Here is an 18,173-nt window from a genome sequence, read left to right as displayed (position 1 = left end):
ATTACAATCATGAAAAAATCAATTTTACAATTATTAGGAATTTTAACTTTATCGGCAACTCTTGCAACAGGTTGTTCAACAGATAATAATAGTACTGATAATCCTTCGTCAACATTTGTAGTTAATCCTAGTGATTTTAAAGGAACAATTACTGATGGCGAAGTTGTATTAGTATCGGGAACAACATACAAATTGACAGGAAAAATTCAAGTGAGTAGTGGTGCTACATTAACTATTCCTGCAGGAACAAAAATTGAAGGTATCGGTGGAACAGCATCTTACATCGCAGTAGCTCAAGGCGGAAAATTAAACGTAAACGGTACTGCTAGTAATCCTGTTGTAATGACAAGTGGTTTAGCTACTAAAAAAGCTGGAGACTGGGGAGGTTTGGTTATATGTGGTAAAGCACCTATCAACCGTGTAAGTGGTGGAACTAGTACTGCTCAATCAGAAGTTGCAGATTTAACTTATGGTGGTACTATAGCAAATGACAATTCTGGATCTATCAGATATTTAAGAATAGAATATGCTGGAGCTGCTTTTAACAGCGAAAAAGAATTTAACGGAGCATCTTTATTTGGAGTAGGTTCAGGAACGACTTTCGAGTATGTTGAAGCTTACCAAGGTGCTGACGATGGTTTCGAATTTTTTGGAGGAACAGTAAATACATCTAACTTAATTTCTTTTGGTAATGAAGATGACCAATTTGACTGGACTGAAGGTTGGAATGGAACAAACACAAACTGGTACGGAAAAATATCATTTGGAAAAGGAAATAGAGGAATTGAAGCAGATAATTTTGAATTAGGTTTTGCTAATACTCCAATTTCTAATCCAACAATTACTAACATTACTTTAGTTGGTCCTGGAAGTACAGCTTCAAGTGCCACTTATACTGAAAATCAAGGTATAAAATTGAGAAGAGGAACAAAAGCAATTTTCTCAAACGTAGTTTTAAGCTCATGGGCTACAGGAGTTGATGTAGAAAACGATGAAACATTAAGTGCTATTGGTACTGGTCTTAAAATAACTGGAATAAACTTTGTAGCGGATGTGACTACTAAAACAAAAGGAAAAAAGACAGCTGTAGCACCTGCTACAAGTGGAGTTAGTGCAGATGCATCATTAATTATTGTTTCTGAATTAAGCACGTCAAATGGAGCAGGAAATGGCGTAAATGCTCCTTCTTGGTCTACAGGATGGTCAATAGGACTATAGTTTTCACACCATTTCATATTAAACATCCTGAGCAATCAGGATGTTTTTTTTTGGTATGCTTTTTGAAATATATTTTGTATATTTACTATACAAACTAATCTGATGGCAAAAAACTACTTTTATATTATTACAGTATTGGTTATTTTATTTTCTCTAAGCCTTAGTGCTCAGGAACCGAAGCAACAACCAAGAACACAAGAAACCGCCACAATTGAAGGTTTAAGCTTGTACCCGAACCCCGTGAATAATGGGAAAGTCTACATTTCTACAAAAAATGACTTAGATAAAGAAATAATTATCTTTGATGTTTTAGGAAAGAAAGTACTTCAAACAATGTTAAGCTCAAAAGAACTTAATGTTTCTAATTTATCTTCTGGTGTTTACATCATAAAAATCAATGAAAAGGAAGCATCGGCTACGCGGAAATTAATCATACGATGATATTCTAAAGATACAACACATAAGCTTCAATTTTAATTGGGGCTTTTTTTATGTCTTTAACTTACTAAATCAATACCTACATTAAAGCATATACAATCCTGCTATTGGTTTGCCTATAAAATTTTGTTTACTTTTGCAAAAAAAATCTTGATAACATCTTTAGATATATTTGCTCTTTCCAGTCAAAAACAGTTTGAGAAAATTGCCTTAAAAGTGTTTCGTTTCCAGTATGAAAAGAACTTAGTCTATCAAGAATTTTGTAATTTATTAAAAACAGATCCTCATAAGGTAAAATCTTTACAGCAGATTCCATTTTTACCGATTCAGTTCTTTAAGAGTCATCAAGTGATTTCCAATAGCAATCCCATTCAAGAAATTTTCACCAGCAGTGGCACAACCGGAATGATTACCAGCAAACACATCGTCACTGATGTTTCCTTGTATGAAGAGAGCTACCGCAAAGGATTTTCCCAATTTTATGGCAACATTGAAGATTATGTTGTTTTAGCCTTGCTTCCATCCTATCTGGAAAGAGAAGGTTCTTCCTTAATTTACATGGTCAAGGATTTAATTGCATTATCCAATCATTCTGAAAGTGGTTTTTACCTGCACAACCATGACGAACTGATTGCCAAGCTTATCACTTTAGACCAAGCGGGACAAAATGTGATTCTTATTGGAGTTACATTTGCCTTATTAGACTTAATTGAAAAACATCAGTTTCAATTGTTGCATACTATTATTATGGAAACTGGAGGTATGAAAGGGAAACGTAAAGAAATGATTCGAGAAGAATTGCACGAACAGTTGTGTAAAGGATTTGGCGTCTCAGCCATACATTCTGAATATGGAATGACCGAATTGCTTTCACAAGCCTATTCTTTAGGAAACGGCGTATTTGAATGCCCTTCTTGGATACAAATCCTGGTTCGTGACACTGAAGATGCTTTGACCTATATTCAAGACGGAAAAACAGGCGGAATCAACGTGATTGATTTGGCTAATATCAATTCTTGTTCGTTCATTGCCACGCAAGATTTGGGCAAAAAAAATCCCAACAACTCTTTCGAGGTATTGGGACGTTTTGATAATTCTGATATTCGAGGTTGCAACTTGATGGTTTTGTAAACGTTGATATGGTAATTTGTTTATTTGGTCAACCAAATTAAACCACTCTTACCACAAAATAATTTTTCTTTCCACTTTGCAACAATACAAACTGATTGTTGATAAAATCTTTTGTCGAAAGCACAAAATTTTCCGCCACTTTTTCTTTATTTACTGAAATAGAATTAGCTGTCAAAGCGCGTCTTGCTTCACCATTCGATTTTAGAAATCCTGTTTTTTCGTTTAGAACGACAACAATATTGATTCCCGATTCAATTTCATTTCTACTAATTTCCGCTTGAGGAACACCATCAAAAACATCCAAGAAAGTTGCTTCGTCCAATTGTTTCAAATCATCTGAAGTAGAATTGCCGAACAAAATATTCGATGCTTTTATCGCATTTTCTAAATCCTCTTTTGAATGAACAAAAACTGTAAGCTCTTCAGCCAATCTTTTTTGTAAAACTCTTAAATGTGGAGCCGTTTTATGCTCTTCAATTAATGCAGCTATTGTTGCAGCATCTAAGAAAGTAAAAATCTTAATGTATTTTTCTGCATCAACATCTGTCGTATTCAACCAAAACTGGTAGAATTTATAAACCGAAGTTTTATCTGCGGTTAACCAAACATTTCCGCCTTCGGATTTTCCAAATTTTGTCCCATCCGCTTTTGTGATCAAAGGACAAGTCATTGCGTATGCTTTAGCCTCTTCACCTACATTCATACGACGGACTAATTCAGTTCCTGTGGTGATATTTCCCCACTGGTCGCTTCCACCCATTTGCAACAAACAATTGTATTCTTTATGTAGATGGTAAAAATCATACCCTTGAATTAATTGGTACGTGAACTCCGTAAAAGACATTCCTTCGCCTTCACCGGACAATCTTTTCTTTACAGAATCTTTAGCCATCATATAGTTCACAGTGATTCGTTTACCTACATCACGAGCGAAATTAATGAATGACAAATTCTTCATCCAATCATAATTATTTACCAGAACTGGCGCATTTATTTGATTCGAATCAAAATCTAAAAAACGAGATAAAACACTTTTTATTCCCTCTACATTATGATTCAAAGTCGCTTCATCCAAGAGATTTCTCTCATCTGATTTCCCAGATGGATCACCAATCATTCCTGTAGCTCCACCAACCAATGCAATAGGTTTATGTCCGAAATTTTTCAAGTGAACCAAAAGAATTATAGGCACTAAGCTTCCAATATGTAAGGAGTCGGATGTTGGGTCAAATCCTATGTAAGCCGTTGTCATTTCTTTTAGAAGTTGCTCTTCGGTTCCAGGCATGATGTCGTGAACTAAGCCGCGCCATTGTAATTCGGAAATAATATTTTTCATTTTATAAAAATCAATTTTCACAAAGATAGCTTTAATTGCATAATTTGAAAATCTATCGGTCTAAAAATCGAACAATCTAATTATCTTTACCAAATGATTTTAGTCACAGGAGGAACCGGTTTAGTAGGCGCACATCTATTGCTTCATTTAATTGAAAATGGAGAAAAAGTACGCGCTATTTATCGAAGCATTGCTTCAATCGAGAAAACCAAATCCCTATTCGCTACCTATAAAAAAGAACTGCTATTTGATCAAATTGAATGGGTTCCCGCAGATATTACCGAAGTTCCTTCGTTAGAAATTGCGTTTCAAAATATTGACACCGTGTACCATTGCGCCGCTTTGATCTCTTTTGACCCAAAAGACGAAGATATATTGCGAAAAACAAACATTGAAGGCACAGCGAATATTGTGAATTTCTGTGTTTCCTATAAAATAAAAAAATTGTGTTTTGTAAGTTCTATAGCCACTTTGGGCGATTTACTACCTCACGAAAAATTCATTACCGAAGAAACCGAATGGAATCCGGAAAAGCCACATAGTGATTACGCCATTTCTAAATATGGTGCCGAAATGGAAATCTGGCGTGGACAACAAGAAGGTTTAGATGTAATCATTGTAAATCCAGGCGTTATTCTCGGACCCGGTTATAGAGAACAAGGAAGTGGACAACTTTTTACAAAAGTAAAAAACGGATTGAAATTTTATACGTTGGGTTCAACGGGATTTGTTGCCGTTACTGATGTTGTTCGAATCGCACATCAATTAATGCAAAGTGAAATTAAGAATGAACGCTTTACCCTGATTGCAGAAAATAGTATTTTCCGTGATATTCTCAATACTATGGCCGATTCATTAAATGTGAAAAGACCTGAAATTCATGCAAAGCCCTTTTTTACGGAAATACTTTGGAGATTGGATTGGTTTTCGTCTATTATTTCACAAAGAAAGACAGGATTATTCCAAGCCACTGCTAAAGCTTCGTATTCAAAAAATACCTATTCCAACCATAAGATTAAAGAAACGCTAAAAATAGATTTTACAGACATCCACCAGTATATAAAAGAAATTTCACACCTTTGATCTGATTTATCCTATTTCAATTTTGTGGTATCTCTGACCATTATAACTGGTTTTTTCTTTTTTTGAACAGCCGGCTTCTTTTTCTTTTTTTCCAAAACAATTAAAGAATCCAATCCTTTTTTTCTAGTATCCAATCTTTTTGTAATTTGATCAAACATCAATTTGTATTCCTCAAAATCGGCCGCGTAATACACATTACTTTTGGCAAACTGAAGGCTGTCTATTTTATATTTTTTATAAATAAAATCTCTTGGATTAATTTTAAAAGTATCTAATGAGGCGGGATTTTGATACTTTATAGCCTCCAAAATTGATAAATCATACATAATATCAACCATAACATCCTTCTCGATAAGACGTACCGGTTTTTGGACTACTTTGTCCTTGCAGCTTATTAAAAGAGTCAGTAACGCTAAAAATGTTATAACTTTTCTCATTGGTCAAATTTTTATCGGTCGAACAACAAACGTTTCCCAGCACGAATATCCTTCACTTTAAAAGCAGTGTAGACTAATTGTCCGTTTACAAAAGTATGCGTAATCCTAGATTTAAAAGTAAAACCTTCAAATGGAGACCAACCACATTTAGCCAAAATATTTTCTTTTTTCACGCTCCACGGCAAACCCGAATTTACAATCACCAAATCCGCATAATATCCTTCTTTAATAAAACCACGCTTTTCTATTTTAAAAATTTTGGCTGGATTGTGACACATTTTTTCTACAATCTTTTCAATACTTATTTTTCCTTGATGATACGCTTCAAACATAGCAACCACAGCATGTTGTACTAATGGACCGCCTGAAGGCGCCTTCAAATACGATTGTTTTTTTTCTTCTAATGTATGTGGCGCATGATCTGTTGCAATTACATCAATTCTATCATCCAGTAAAGCTTCCCAAAGTATTTTTCTATCATTTACTGTTTTTACAGCGGGGTTCCATTTAATTAAATTCCCTTTAGTGGCATAATCGTCGTTAGTAAACCACAAATGATGTACACAAACTTCAGCAGTAATTTTCTTGTCCTCTAATGGAATTTTGTTTGTAAACAAATCCATTTCTTTGGCAGTCGAAAGATGAAAAATATGCAAACGAGCTCCTGTTTTTTTAGCCAACGCCACCGCTTTAGAAGAGGAAATATAACAAGCTTCCTCGCTTCGGATCAGGTGGTGAACAGTAACTGGGACATCCTCTCCAAATTCAGCTTTGTATTTTTCTAAATTACTCTTGACAGTCGCTTCGTCTTCACAATGCACCGCAATAAGCATCGGTGTACTTGAAAATATTTTTTCTAGAGTAGCTTCATTATCAACTAACATATTGCCTGTTGAGGAGCCTAAAAATATTTTTATTCCGGCAACATTCTTGGGATTTGTTTTTAGAACTTCCTCTAAATTATCATTGGTAGCTCCCATCATAAAGGAATAATTAGCATAGGACTTTTGTGCTGCCAATACGTATTTTTCTTCCAGTATTTCCTGCGTAACCGCATTTGGAATCGTGTTGGGCTGTTCAATGTAGGACGTAATTCCTCCTGCAACTGCCGCTTTAGATTCTGATTCAATATCCCCTTTATAGGTAAGTCCTGGTTCTCTAAAATGTACTTGATCATCAATTGCACCCGGCATCAAATAATTACCCTCGGCGTCAATGATTATACATTCAGAAGATTTAGCACTGATACTTTCTGAAATTTCAACAATTAAGTCATTCTCAATTAATACGTCACCTTCAAAAATCACACCCTCATTTACTATTTTGGCATTCTTAATTAAAACCCTGTTCATCCTATCTTTTTCTTATAATGTGTTGAATATTCTTTTTAATCTAAGTGCAATAACACCAAAAACAGCTTCAATAATTATCGAATTGCTCATCTTGGATTGCCCTTTAGTTCTGTCGGTAAAAATAATTGGGACTTCCGAAATTTGAAATTTTTTACAATACGTCCTGTATTTCATTTCTATTTGAAAGGCATAACCTACAAATTTTATATCTTTTAACTTTATATCTTCTAAAACTTTTCTTTTGTAACAAACAAAACCAGCGGTAGCATCATGAATTTTCATTCCAGTAACCATGCGCACGTATACTGATGCAAAATAGGACATTAACACGCGGCTTAATGGCCAGTTTACCACATTTACTCCAGTAACGTATCGAGACCCAATTGCTAGGTCAGCATCCCCAAAATGACAAGCGCTATATAATTTTTCTAAATCGTTTGGATTGTGAGAAAAATCGGCATCCATTTCGAAAATATATTCATATTTATGCTTCAATGCCCACCTAAAGCCGTGTACATAAGCCGTTCCCAGACCTGATTTTTTGTTTCTTTTTTCCAAAAATAATCTGCCCTCAAATTCTGACTGAAGCAAAACTACCTTGTCAGCGGTGCGATCCGGAGAATTATCATCAATAATTAGAACATGAAAAGGTTTATGTTGCGAAAGCACTGATCGAATAATGCTTTCAATATTTTCTATTTCGTTATAGGTAGGAATTATAACAATACAATCATTCATGTTTTCAACTAATTTCCCAGCAAAAGTAAACTTTTTATGCCATTTCATCCTTATTAAAATTATAATAAAAAGAATGATATAAAAAATTAGTAATTTTGCACCGTTATGATCGAAACTATACTTCATCCAAGAATAACAGAGAGCAAAGACTGGGCTACTGCCCTTTTTGTTTTATCATTTGCTATTATTGCAATTACTAAATCTGTTTTCGAAAATAGATTTGGGGATTTTGCAAATCTGTTTTTTTCTAATAAATATACCAATGTTTATAGAGATAGCAGCCATTTAAAAAGTACGTTTACGGTATCTTTATTTTTTGTTCAAGTTATTTCACTTGCTTTCTTCATTCAAATTTCGCTAAGCTATTTTGGTTATGCCTCAAAAACGGATTGGCTCCTGTACATTCAGATATTTACCTTTCTGGTTTTCTTCATTTTATCTAAATATTTGGTAGAAAAAATAATTGCCACATCCTTTAATATTGAAGAGTTTATGGAGCATTTTAACCTCCAAAAGGTAACTTACAGAACCTATATTGGGTTATTGATACTGCCTTTCAATATAATTTTGTTTTATTACGACTCAATTTCAAGAAATATTCCCTTAATTATCATATCTATAATTCTTATAATCAATACATTAACTTATTTTATTTTAATAAAAAATTATAGAAATTTAATATTCGGTAAGTTGTTTTATTTTATTTTATATCTTTGCGCTCTCGAAATAGCTCCCTATTATTTTATGTATTACTGGTTTACGAAAGGGAGTGCTTAGAAAAAGTTAAAATATGAAAGTGAAAACAATTTTGGTGTCACAACCCGAGCCTAAGGTGGAAAATTCACCTTACTTTGAACTTCAACAAAAGCATAAAGTAAAAATTGATTTCAGGCCTTTTATTCACGTTGAAGGAGTTAATGCAAAAGAGATTAGACTTCAAAAGATTGATCTCAACCATTACACTGCCATTATCTTAACGAGTAAAAATGCTGTTGACCACTTTTTCAGAGTAGCCGATGAAATGCGTTTTAAAGTTCCGGAAGGATTAAAATATTTCTGTCAATCAGAAGCAATCGCTTTTTACCTGCAAAAATATGTAGTCTACAGAAAACGTAAAATTTACGTTGGACCTAAAGATTTTGCAGATTTATCTCCATTGATAAAAAAATACAAAGACGAAAAGTTCTTGTTACCTGCTTCAGACCAATTAAATGCTGATGCTCCAATAACATTGAATGCATTAAAAGTAGACTGGACACCTGCCATTTTTTACAAAACGGTAATGAGTGATCTATCGGATCTAGCTGATGTATATTATGACGTTTTGGCTTTCTTTAGCCCAACTGGAATAAAATCACTATTTATGAACTTCCCAGACTTCGAACAAAACAACACTCGAATTGCAGTTTTTGGAAGCACAACTCAAAAAGAAGCATTGGATCATGGCTTGAGAGTAGATATTCTTGCTCCAACACCTGCAACACCTTCCATGACAATGGCTTTAGAAAAATACATTACTGAAGCGAATAAAGGAAAATAAAAAAAACTTTTTGATACAATTACCATAGCCATTCACAACCTGAATGGCTTTTTTATGGCCCTAAATATAAAATTGCGTGTTTCTTTATCGGGTATTAATGATCCGTATAAATTCTATTATCAGTTCAAGCGCAGTCGATAATTTTTTTAGTATCTAGACTGCGCTTGATGTAACAAAAAACACACTAAATAATGGATTAAATCATTTTTTAATTAAATTTGATTTACAATGTAAATAAATTTTCTTATTTTAGTTTAAAACAACAACTTATGAAAATCAATTCGCTAGTAGTAGAAATAGACGGTATCGATAAAGAAATCTTACGCGACTTGATGGAAGATGCCCGAAAGCCAATTCTTCAGATCGCCAACAAAATAGGGATTTCAGGAGCTGCGATTCACCAGCGTTTGCGAAAACTAGAACAGTCTGGCGTTATTTCGGGATCAAAATTTACGGTAAACAATAAAATTCTAGGCTACAACACCATGGCTTTCGTTGGAATTTATCTGGACAAAGCAGCTCGAAATCCAGAAGCAGTACGTGATTTAAAAAAAATTCCGGAAGTATTAGAGTGCCATTATACCACTGGAAACTGGTCAATATTAATCAAGATTATTTGTAGAGATAATGAACATTTAATGCATTTGCTCAACACCAAGATTCAAGCGATAGAAGGCGTTTCCAGAACAGAAACTTTTATTTCTTTAGACCAACAAATTGAAAGACAAATTCAACTGTAGGTTTTTGGTTGAATCAGTTAATCGTCGATATGCTAATTACCAAAAAATCCGTCTTGTTTTTTACACGAGACGGATTTGTATTTTCAAGCGAATATCTAATTTCTTCTTCCACCCATATAAATCGAAACATAATACAAGAGTGTGGCAATAGATCCTAAAGCGGCCACTACATAAGTTCTGGCAGCCCACTTCAAGGAATCTTTAGCTCCAGCATGTTCTTGTGGCGTCAGCATTCTTTTGTTTTCTAACCACGCCAAAGCCCGATTACTAGCATCATATTCGACCGGCAAAGTGACTATAGAAAACAAAGTAGTTGCTGCAAAAATGAGAATCCCCACCAGTAGTAATTGTGGAAAAGTCTTCATCATCAAGATTCCTCCTAGCAAAATCCACTGCATGTACGTAGAGGCTACATTTACCACAGGCACTAATTTAGAGCGCATGGTTAGCCACTGATACCCGACGGCATGTTGCACGGCATGTCCACATTCATGCGCCGCAACAGCTGCCGCAGCCGCATTTCTTTGATTATAGACCGCTTCACTTAAATTCACTGTTTTGTCTGCTGGATTGTAATGATCCGTTAAACGTCCTGGCGTAGAGATTACTCGTACATCACGAATACCGTTATCGGCAAGCATTTTCTCGGCGATTTCTGCGCCAGACATTCCGTTTTGCAATTGTAATTTAGAATAATGTTCAAATTTACTTTTTAGTCTTGAACTAACTAACCAGCTGAAAAGCATAATTGCTCCGGCAAGAATCAAATAACCCATTCCCATATTTTTGTTTTTTAATTGTATTGTTTAAAGTTATAAAAGAAACATCAAAATCTGAACCAATTTTTTACAATGTCAATTTGGCATTCCTGAAATAGAACGCGAATAACACAGTTGAAACAAATTTTATGGATTGAAATAAAAAAATCCAAATTCTAAATATAGAATTTGGATTTTTTTATATTATATAGAGACGCACCGTAGAGATGCACTGCAGTGCGTCTCTACAACAGACGTTATCCCACCAAATTAATAATTTTTCCCGGAACAATAATCACCTTGTTTGGCGTTTTTCCTTCTAATTGTTTGATGGTTCTTTCGTCTTTCATTACGATTTGCTCGATTTGTTCCTTGGTTAAATCCAAAGGCAAAACCATTGTGAAACGCATTTTTCCGTTGAAAGAAACGGGATATTCTTTACTGCTTTCCACTAAATGTGCTGGTTCAAATATTGGAAAATCAACTGTCGCAATAGAACCTGTATTTCCTAACAACGACCATAATTCCTCAGCAATATGCGGTGCATAAGGCGAAATCACAATTGCTAATGGTTCCAGAATTGTACGTGAATGACAGCTTTGAGTGGACAATTCATTCACACAAATCATAAACTGAGAAACCGAAGTATTGAAAGAGAAACTCTCAATATCTTCCGCTACTTTTTTGATGGTTTTGTGCAATGATTTTAAGTTGTCTTTGGTTGGCGCATCATTGGTCACAATCAAACCATTTTCATCAAAATACAAACGACACAGTTTTTTCAAGAAACCAAAAACTCCCGAAATCCCGGCTGTGTTCCAAGGTTTTGCTTGTTCCAATGGCCCTAAGAACATTTCGTACAAACGCAACGTGTCTGCTCCGTATTCATTGCAAATATCATCTGGCGTTACGACATTGTATTTGGATTTCGACATTTTTTCGATTTCACGACCGACAATAAATTTACCGCTATCGTCTGTGATAAACTGAGCATTGGAATAATATTCTCTCCAATTTTTAAACGCTTTAGTGTCTAATTCATCCGAAGAATTTATCATAGAAACATCTGCGTGAATTGGCGAAAAACTCATCCCAATCTTAATCAATTCTGGCAAATCTTCATTTATACTTTTATAAAATCCTTCTATTTTATCTTTCGTATGTTTTTCACCTTTATTGATAATTTCTTTTGAAACAAAAATAGTCAACTCATCAGTACACATTAATTGATAAGCAAACGCGCTCATCCCCAAAATCATTCCCTGATTAATTAGTTTTTTGAATGGCTCTTCGGTGGGTGCAAAACCTTTGTCTTTTAGGAATTTGTTCCAAAAACGAGAATACAATAAATGTCCGGTGGCGTGCTCGCTTCCGCCAATGTATAAATCTACGCTTTCCCAGTATGCCAAAGCGTCTTTACTGGCAAATTCGTTTTCATTGTGTGCATCCATATACCGCATCCAATACCAAGAACTTCCCGCCCAACCTGGCATCGTGTTCAATTCAAGAGGATGAATTGTTTTATTGTCGATTAAATCCGTACTAACTACTGAATTCGTGTCTGTATTCCAAGCCCAAACCAAAGCGTTACCTAAAGGCGGCAAACCTTCTTCGGTTGGCAAGTATTTCTCTACTTCCGGAAGGATAATTGGCAAATGTTTCGCATCAATCATTTGCGGCAAGCCATTCACATAATAAACCGGAAACGGCTCTCCCCAATACCGCTGGCGAGAGAAAACAGCATCACGCAAACGGTAATTCGTTTTTCCTTTTCCTTGGTTTAGTTTTTCTAATTCTTCTATCGATTTTTTAGTGGCTTCTTTGTACGTCAATCCGTTTAGGAAATCCGAATTAGCAATAATCACATTGTCTTTCGAACCGTATGCCACCTCAGAAATATCCACATTTGCAAAAATGTTTTTGATTTCCTGCATTCCGTTTTGACCTTTGAAGAAATTCGCAAAAGCATAATCTCTTTCGTCGCCACAAGGAACCGCCATAACCGCGCCTGTTCCATAACCTGCCAAAACATAATCCCCAATCCAAACCGGAATTGGCTCTTTGGTAAAAGGATGTTCCGCATACGCTCCGGTGAATACTCCTGAAATGGTCTTTACATCAGCCATACGTTCTCTTTCGGATCGTTTTGACGTTTTTTCTACATACGCTTCTACTGCTGCTTTTTGTTCCGGAGTGGTGATTTGTGCTACCAATTCGTGTTCCGGAGCCAAAGTCATGAACGTAACTCCAAAAATCGTATCAGGACGGGTTGTAAACACATCGATATATTGTTGCTCACTTTCGCCTTTCGACTTTTGACTTTCGACTTTAAAAGAAACTGTCGCCCCAACGGATTTTCCAATCCAGTTTCTTTGGCTTTCTTTGATGCTTTCGCTCCAATCGATATCGTTCAAACCTAGCAACAAACGTTCCGCATAAGCTGAAATTCGCATGCTCCATTGGGTCATTTTCTTGCGAACAACCGTAAAACCGCCACGTTCTGAAACACCATTTACAATTTCGTCATTCGCCAACACCGTTCCTAATCCAGGACACCAGTTGACCTCAGTCTCGGCTAAATAAGTCAATCTGTATTGCAATAAAATCCGCTCTTGTTGTTCCTTTACGAAAGAACACCAGTCTTCTGCTGAAAAAGCTTCAATAGTATCATCGCAAACCGCATTAACAGTTGTGTTTCCTTCCGTTGAAAAAATGGAAACCAAAGTCGAAATATCTTCGGCTTTGTCGCTGTTTTTATTGTACCAAGAATTGAATAATTGGATAAAAATCCATTGGGTGTGTTTGTAATAATCCGGATTTGACGTGCGCACTTCTCTACTCCAATCGAAAGAGAATCCAATTTTGTCTAGTTGCTTTCTGTATCCCGCAATTTTATTTCCTTCCTTATCGGTTCCTCCATCAATATTTACTGAAGTAGTATCCTCAGGACGTTGCCCCGTTTGTATGGCATATTGTTCCGCTGGCAATCCAAAACTGTCGTAGCCCATGGGATGCAACACATTAAAACCCTGATGTCTTTTGTATCTGGAATACACATCTGAGGCAATATATCCCAATGGATGTCCTACGTGCAATCCCGCTCCAGATGGATACGGAAACATATCAAGTACGTAATATTTAGGCTTTTCTGAGTTATTTTCGGCTTTAAACGTTTCGTTTTCTAACCAATATTGCTGCCATTTGGCCTCTATTTCGTTCGGATTGTATTTCATTCTACTTTCTTAATTGTTTTTTAATGGAGTCATGCTTTGACACACTCAAGTCTTTTAGCTATTTATTTTTACTCATTCAGGGTTTGGAACGCTGAATGGGTTGTGAAATTTCAGGTCGCAAATTTACGTTTATTGTACTAAAGTTGAAACTTTGAGCGTTATTAACTTTAAATAAAGAAATTCTTTGTTATTTTTACCCAATAATTTCAGTAAACTATGAGTTCTTCTTTTGATAATTTCCAAAAACGTCGCTTAATTTCCTCTTATTTTTCAGTAGTGCTAAGTGTATTCTTAGTTTTATTTCTATTGGGAATGTTGGGTCTTTTCATTATAAATTCTAAAAAATTGGCGAATGATTTCAAGGAAAATATTGCCATGACTGTTTTTTTCAAAAACGAAGCCAATGACAGTATTGTAAAAAGTTTTGGAACTGAATTAAAATCAAGTCCTTTTGTTAAATCTTCTAATTACGTGACCAAAGAAGCTGCCGCCAAAGAACATACCGACATTATTGGTGAAGATTTTATGGAGTTTTTAGGTGAAAATCCTTTGCAAAATTCTTATGATATTCATTTAAAAGGGGACTATGTGGTTAAAGACAGTATCACAAAAATTGAAACGGGCTTACGCAAAAACACCATGATATCAGATATTGTTTATGACAAACAATTAGTAAACTTAGTGAATGACAATATCAAAAAAGTGAGTATGTGGATTTTAATAATCAGCGGATTCTTAGCTGTCATAGCCGTGTTACTGATTAATAGCTCTTTGCGTTTATCAATTCACTCCAATCGATTTATCATAAAAACCATGCAAATGGTAGGTGCAACAAAGTCATTTATCAGAAAACCTTTTGTAATGCGAAGTATAAAATTAGGAATGATTGGCGCAGCTCTGGCTGTTATAGCGCTAATTGGCGTATTAATTTATGTGGAAACCAGTTTCCCGAATCTTGGAATTTTAGAAGACAAAACTTTAATCGGTTTGGTCCTATTAGCAGTTTTAGGAATTGGAGTACTGATCACTTGGTTGAGTACGTATTTTGCAACACAACGCTTCTTGAATTTAAGAACTGACGATTTATACTAATTTTTATTCGTTGATTTCGTTCTTTGATTAACACAAATTCTCATCATTCCGCTTTTTAAATCAATCTCATAAAATGAATAATAACGAACAAAACCCAGAATTTCTTTTTGACAAAATAAATTATAAAATTCTATTAATCGGAATTGGAGTAATTGCATTAGGCTTTATTCTAATGTCTGGCGGAGGGAGTGATGATCCAACCATATTTAGTGAGGATATCTTTAATTTCAGACGCATTCGATTGGCTCCTACTACTGTACTAATCGGTTTTGGCATTACTGTTTATGCGATTCTTAAAAATCCAAAAAAAGCATAAATGAATACATTACAGGCTTTTTTAATTGCTGTTCTAGAGGGATTAACAGAATATCTTCCTGTTTCCTCGACGGCTCACATGGTTTTTTTAAGTTCTTATTTTGGAATTCAAACGGATGATTTTGTAAAACTTTTTCAAGTTTCCATTCAATTTGGAGCCATCCTAGCGGTTGTGGCGTTGTATTGGAAGAAATTTTTCGATTTCTCGAAGTTCAACTTTTATATTAAACTCATTTGTGCTGTAATTCCTGCTTTGGTTTTAGGGAAATTATTTGATGATAAGATTGAAGCAGTTCTGGGAGATCCAATTCCTATAGCGGTTGTGTTAATTTTAGGTGGTATAATTCTGCTTTTTATTGACAGTCGCTTTCAAAGCCCTACTGTTATTCAAGAAGAAGATATCACTATAAAAAAAGCCGTGATTATTGGTTTCTGGCAATGTTTAGCGATGATGCCCGGAACAAGTCGGTCTGCTGCGTCCATAATTGGCGGTATGCAACAAGGGTTAACGCGTCATGCAGCTGCAGAATTCTCTTTTTTCTTGGCAGTCCCAACAATGATGGCAGTAACATGCTACTCCGTATTCTTAAAGACATACGAAACTTCACAAATGAAAGGCTATGAATTAATTTTAAAGTCAAACGAAAACATACAATTATTCCTGATTGGTAATGTCGTTGCTTTTATCGTTGCCATTATAGCTATTAAATTCTTTATTGAAATCATTAAAAAATACGGATTCAAACCTTGGGGATGGTACCGCATAATAGTAGGTGTATTTCTATTGATTTACTTTTCATATTTTAAATAAATTCCTTTGAAGACAGCTGAAGATTTCCAAAACGGACAAATTTTACTAATTGATAAACCTTTAAATTGGACTTCTTTTCAGGCAGTTAATAAATTGAAATGGGCTTTGATTAGCAAACTCAATCTCCCAAAAAAGTTTAAGATTGGCCATGCAGGAACTCTAGATCCACTAGCGACAGGTTTGCTATTAGTTTGTACAGGTAAATTCACTAAAAGAATTACAGAACTTCAGGGTCAAGCCAAAGAATATACCGGGACATTTTATATTGGAGCCACTACACCGTCTTATGATTTAGAAACCGAAATTGATCAAACATTTCCAACGGAGCATATTGATACGGCTTTAATTCATAAAACAGTTGAACAGTTTTTAGGCGAAATTGATCAAAAACCACCCATTTACTCTGCTATAAAAAAAGATGGTGTACGTCTTTACGAGCATGCCAGAGCAGGAGAAACTGTGGAGATAGCGAGCCGAAAAACAACAATACATGAATTTGAAATTACCAGAATCGCAGTACCGGAAGTCGACTTTAGAGTAGTTTGCAGCAAAGGAACTTACATTCGTTCTCTGGCTTTTGATTTTGGACACGCCATGAACTCCGGCTCTCATTTAACCGCTTTGCGTAGAACTAAAATTGGAGATTACAATGTGACTGCAGCAATTGACTTAACTGTATTCGAAGAAAATTTGGTTCCCCATTTGTAATCACAAAACAAAAACACATGACAAATAAATACTAATTTGAATTTGCAATGTGTTTTTTCTAAAATTAAAGTAGTTTTGAACCATACTCTCTTTCTTAACGGTATTGGATTAATAATGCGATATGCTTTCTCCTCCAAATAGCAAATACGATAAGTAATCATACACTCTTTCAAATAGCTTTTTCATAACGATGTTTTTTTAATTGTTAAACAATATTTAAACACCATAATAAAAGTAAATCAAATGGCAAATCTGGCTGGCGATTACTAATTTAATACTTTTTTTTGACATACAAATAAAAAAAAACAAAAAACACATATACAATACTTTGACAAACAGAAGATTACTTATTTAGATAATGCGTTTTGGTATGATTAACATTTTGGTAAAACAACAATAACTTAAAGTTAAAATCAATTTAATAATCGTTTCTAGCATCAATAACGCATCCATGTGAACGAATTAAATTTTATATGATATACATTCCAACACTTAATTGAAGACGTTACTTAGAGTACAAAAAATGGCTTTTGTATTTTATCCGCTAGCAAACATTTTAAAATTCTATTCTTCCAAACTAACCATAAGACTGAGCAATTCATTCTGCGTGCTTAGTCCTTTATCTTGTAAATACCATAATTGCAAGTTCGTTTTAGCCGTTTCATCGATACTGCCAAATTCTTTTTTATAGGTATTAATTAGATCGGTAGCTCCGCTGGGCCTTGGTCCCCACTTACCAAGAACACTTCCTGTTTCTTTATCAACCACTATTACTATCGGGATTGACTTCTTTTTATTAGTCAAAAACAATTTCATCAATTCCTCATTTTCATCGCGCAGTACAATTTTAAGATCTATTTTACCAGAATCAACCGCCATTTTATTCATAATTGGCAAAAGCTGCGCCGCATCTCCACACCACCCTTCAGAAATAACTAACCAAATGTATTCTCTTTTTAAGTTTTGCAATTGCCTTACATTGTCCTCCGTAATTTTCATCGTTTTATCTAACCGATTCATTCGGGTTTCATTTAATGCACTGTACTGTTGTAAATCTTCTGATTGTTCATTACCTGTTGACTTTCCTTCAAGCAGTAAATCTGAAATTAATTTTCGATACTCTAAATAGGAATAACTGTTAAACAACGCTTTAGCTATTGGGACTTTCATAATTAATTATTTGTTTTCACAAAGTTACCATAAAATTGGAGCATAAATAAGACATATATCACTTTCAATTGAG

The 18,173-nt window shown here is 34.9% G+C and carries 18 protein-coding genes; 11 read left to right on the top strand and 7 right to left on the bottom strand.

Going from position 1 to position 18,173, the window contains the following annotated elements; translation table 11 throughout:
* Positions 1-9 precede the first annotated feature (9 nt).
* The 3 genes from AC0608_RS05390 to AC0608_RS05380 all read left to right on the top strand — a co-directional run bounded on the left by AC0608_RS05390 (position 10) and on the right by AC0608_RS05380 (position 2,787).
* Positions 10-1,218, top strand: coding sequence for a beta-helix domain-containing protein (locus AC0608_RS05390; RefSeq protein ID WP_478288368.1), 1,209 nt, complete (start codon positions 10-12; stop codon positions 1,216-1,218).
* A 102-nt stretch (positions 1,219-1,320) separates the two neighbouring features.
* Complete coding sequence (locus tag AC0608_RS05385; protein ID WP_478288367.1) at positions 1,321-1,659, top strand: T9SS type A sorting domain-containing protein; 339 nt, start codon at positions 1,321-1,323, stop codon at positions 1,657-1,659.
* A 147-nt stretch (positions 1,660-1,806) separates the two neighbouring features.
* A complete protein-coding gene (locus AC0608_RS05380; RefSeq protein WP_478288366.1) occupies positions 1,807-2,787 on the top strand; it encodes a LuxE/PaaK family acyltransferase in 981 nt (326 codons plus the stop codon).
* A 37-nt stretch (positions 2,788-2,824) separates the two neighbouring features.
* On the opposite strand, the gene tyrS is transcribed toward AC0608_RS05380, so the two are convergent.
* Positions 2,825-4,123 carry a tyrosine--tRNA ligase gene (gene tyrS, locus AC0608_RS05375; protein WP_478288365.1) on the bottom strand — a complete coding sequence of 433 codons (1,299 nt, stop codon included), beginning with the start codon at positions 4,121-4,123 and terminating at the stop codon, positions 2,825-2,827.
* 93 nt (positions 4,124-4,216) lie between these two features.
* Between tyrS and AC0608_RS05370 the strand changes: the two genes are divergently transcribed.
* The gene (locus tag AC0608_RS05370) at positions 4,217-5,206 is read left to right on the top strand and encodes an NAD-dependent epimerase/dehydratase family protein (RefSeq protein WP_478288364.1); all 990 of its coding nucleotides are present in this window, start codon (positions 4,217-4,219) and stop codon (positions 5,204-5,206) included.
* Positions 5,207-5,217: 11 nt separating this feature from the next.
* Here the strand turns inward: AC0608_RS05370 and AC0608_RS05365 are convergent, their stop codons facing one another.
* The 3 genes from AC0608_RS05365 to AC0608_RS05355 are packed head-to-tail and all read right to left on the bottom strand — an operon-like array spanning position 5,218 to position 7,733.
* Positions 5,218-5,643 carry a DUF4296 domain-containing protein gene (locus tag AC0608_RS05365; protein WP_417989613.1) on the bottom strand — a complete coding sequence of 142 codons (426 nt, stop codon included), beginning with the start codon at positions 5,641-5,643 and terminating at the stop codon, positions 5,218-5,220.
* Between the two features lie 11 nt (positions 5,644-5,654).
* Positions 5,655-6,995 carry a dihydroorotase gene (locus AC0608_RS05360; protein WP_478288363.1) on the bottom strand — a complete coding sequence of 447 codons (1,341 nt, stop codon included), beginning with the start codon at positions 6,993-6,995 and terminating at the stop codon, positions 5,655-5,657.
* 12 nt (positions 6,996-7,007) lie between these two features.
* A complete protein-coding gene (locus tag AC0608_RS05355; protein ID WP_417959391.1) occupies positions 7,008-7,733 on the bottom strand; it encodes a polyprenol monophosphomannose synthase in 726 nt (241 codons plus the stop codon).
* 105 nt (positions 7,734-7,838) lie between these two features.
* On the opposite strand from AC0608_RS05355, the gene AC0608_RS05350 reads away from it, so the two are divergent.
* The 3 genes from AC0608_RS05350 to AC0608_RS05340 all read left to right on the top strand — a co-directional run bounded on the left by AC0608_RS05350 (position 7,839) and on the right by AC0608_RS05340 (position 10,013).
* Positions 7,839-8,510: a DUF4271 domain-containing protein gene (locus AC0608_RS05350; RefSeq protein WP_478288362.1), complete on the top strand. Its 672-nt coding sequence runs from the start codon at positions 7,839-7,841 to the stop codon at positions 8,508-8,510.
* Between the two features lie 13 nt (positions 8,511-8,523).
* The gene (locus tag AC0608_RS05345; RefSeq protein WP_417958778.1) at positions 8,524-9,273 is read left to right on the top strand and encodes a uroporphyrinogen-III synthase; all 750 of its coding nucleotides are present in this window, start codon (positions 8,524-8,526) and stop codon (positions 9,271-9,273) included.
* A gap of 269 nt (positions 9,274-9,542) precedes the next feature.
* Positions 9,543-10,013, top strand: coding sequence for an Lrp/AsnC ligand binding domain-containing protein (locus AC0608_RS05340; protein ID WP_417989616.1), 471 nt, complete (start codon positions 9,543-9,545; stop codon positions 10,011-10,013).
* Between the two features lie 95 nt (positions 10,014-10,108).
* Here the strand turns inward: AC0608_RS05340 and AC0608_RS05335 are convergent, their stop codons facing one another.
* Entirely contained in the window at positions 10,109-10,795 is a 687-nt protein-coding gene (locus AC0608_RS05335; RefSeq protein ID WP_478288361.1) for a zinc metallopeptidase, read from the bottom strand.
* A 233-nt stretch (positions 10,796-11,028) separates the two neighbouring features.
* Positions 11,029-14,004 carry a leucine--tRNA ligase gene (locus tag AC0608_RS05330; protein WP_478288360.1) on the bottom strand — a complete coding sequence of 992 codons (2,976 nt, stop codon included), beginning with the start codon at positions 14,002-14,004 and terminating at the stop codon, positions 11,029-11,031.
* A 216-nt stretch (positions 14,005-14,220) separates the two neighbouring features.
* On the opposite strand from AC0608_RS05330, the gene AC0608_RS05325 reads away from it, so the two are divergent.
* From AC0608_RS05325 to truB, 4 genes are all read left to right on the top strand, one after another.
* On the top strand, positions 14,221-15,096 hold the full coding sequence (locus AC0608_RS05325) for a cell division protein FtsX (protein WP_417989618.1): 876 nt from the start codon (positions 14,221-14,223) through the stop codon (positions 15,094-15,096).
* Between the two features lie 73 nt (positions 15,097-15,169).
* Entirely contained in the window at positions 15,170-15,412 is a 243-nt protein-coding gene (locus AC0608_RS05320; protein ID WP_417958783.1) for a DUF3098 domain-containing protein, read from the top strand.
* Positions 15,413-16,222 (top strand): undecaprenyl-diphosphate phosphatase, encoded by an 810-nt coding sequence (locus AC0608_RS05315; RefSeq protein WP_478288359.1) that lies wholly within the window; start codon positions 15,413-15,415, stop codon positions 16,220-16,222. It begins immediately after the preceding gene.
* Positions 16,223-16,228: 6 nt separating this feature from the next.
* The gene (truB, locus tag AC0608_RS05310) at positions 16,229-16,930 is read left to right on the top strand and encodes a tRNA pseudouridine(55) synthase TruB (protein ID WP_478288358.1); all 702 of its coding nucleotides are present in this window, start codon (positions 16,229-16,231) and stop codon (positions 16,928-16,930) included.
* Between the two features lie 564 nt (positions 16,931-17,494).
* On the opposite strand, the gene AC0608_RS05305 is transcribed toward truB, so the two are convergent.
* Positions 17,495-18,100 (bottom strand): thioredoxin family protein, encoded by a 606-nt coding sequence (locus tag AC0608_RS05305; RefSeq protein ID WP_478288357.1) that lies wholly within the window; start codon positions 18,098-18,100, stop codon positions 17,495-17,497.
* Between the last annotated feature and the right edge of the window lie 73 nt (positions 18,101-18,173).

The sequence above is a fragment of the Flavobacterium sp. GNP008 genome (assembly GCF_056428965.1).
This window is presented reverse-complemented; position numbering and strand designations above follow the sequence as displayed.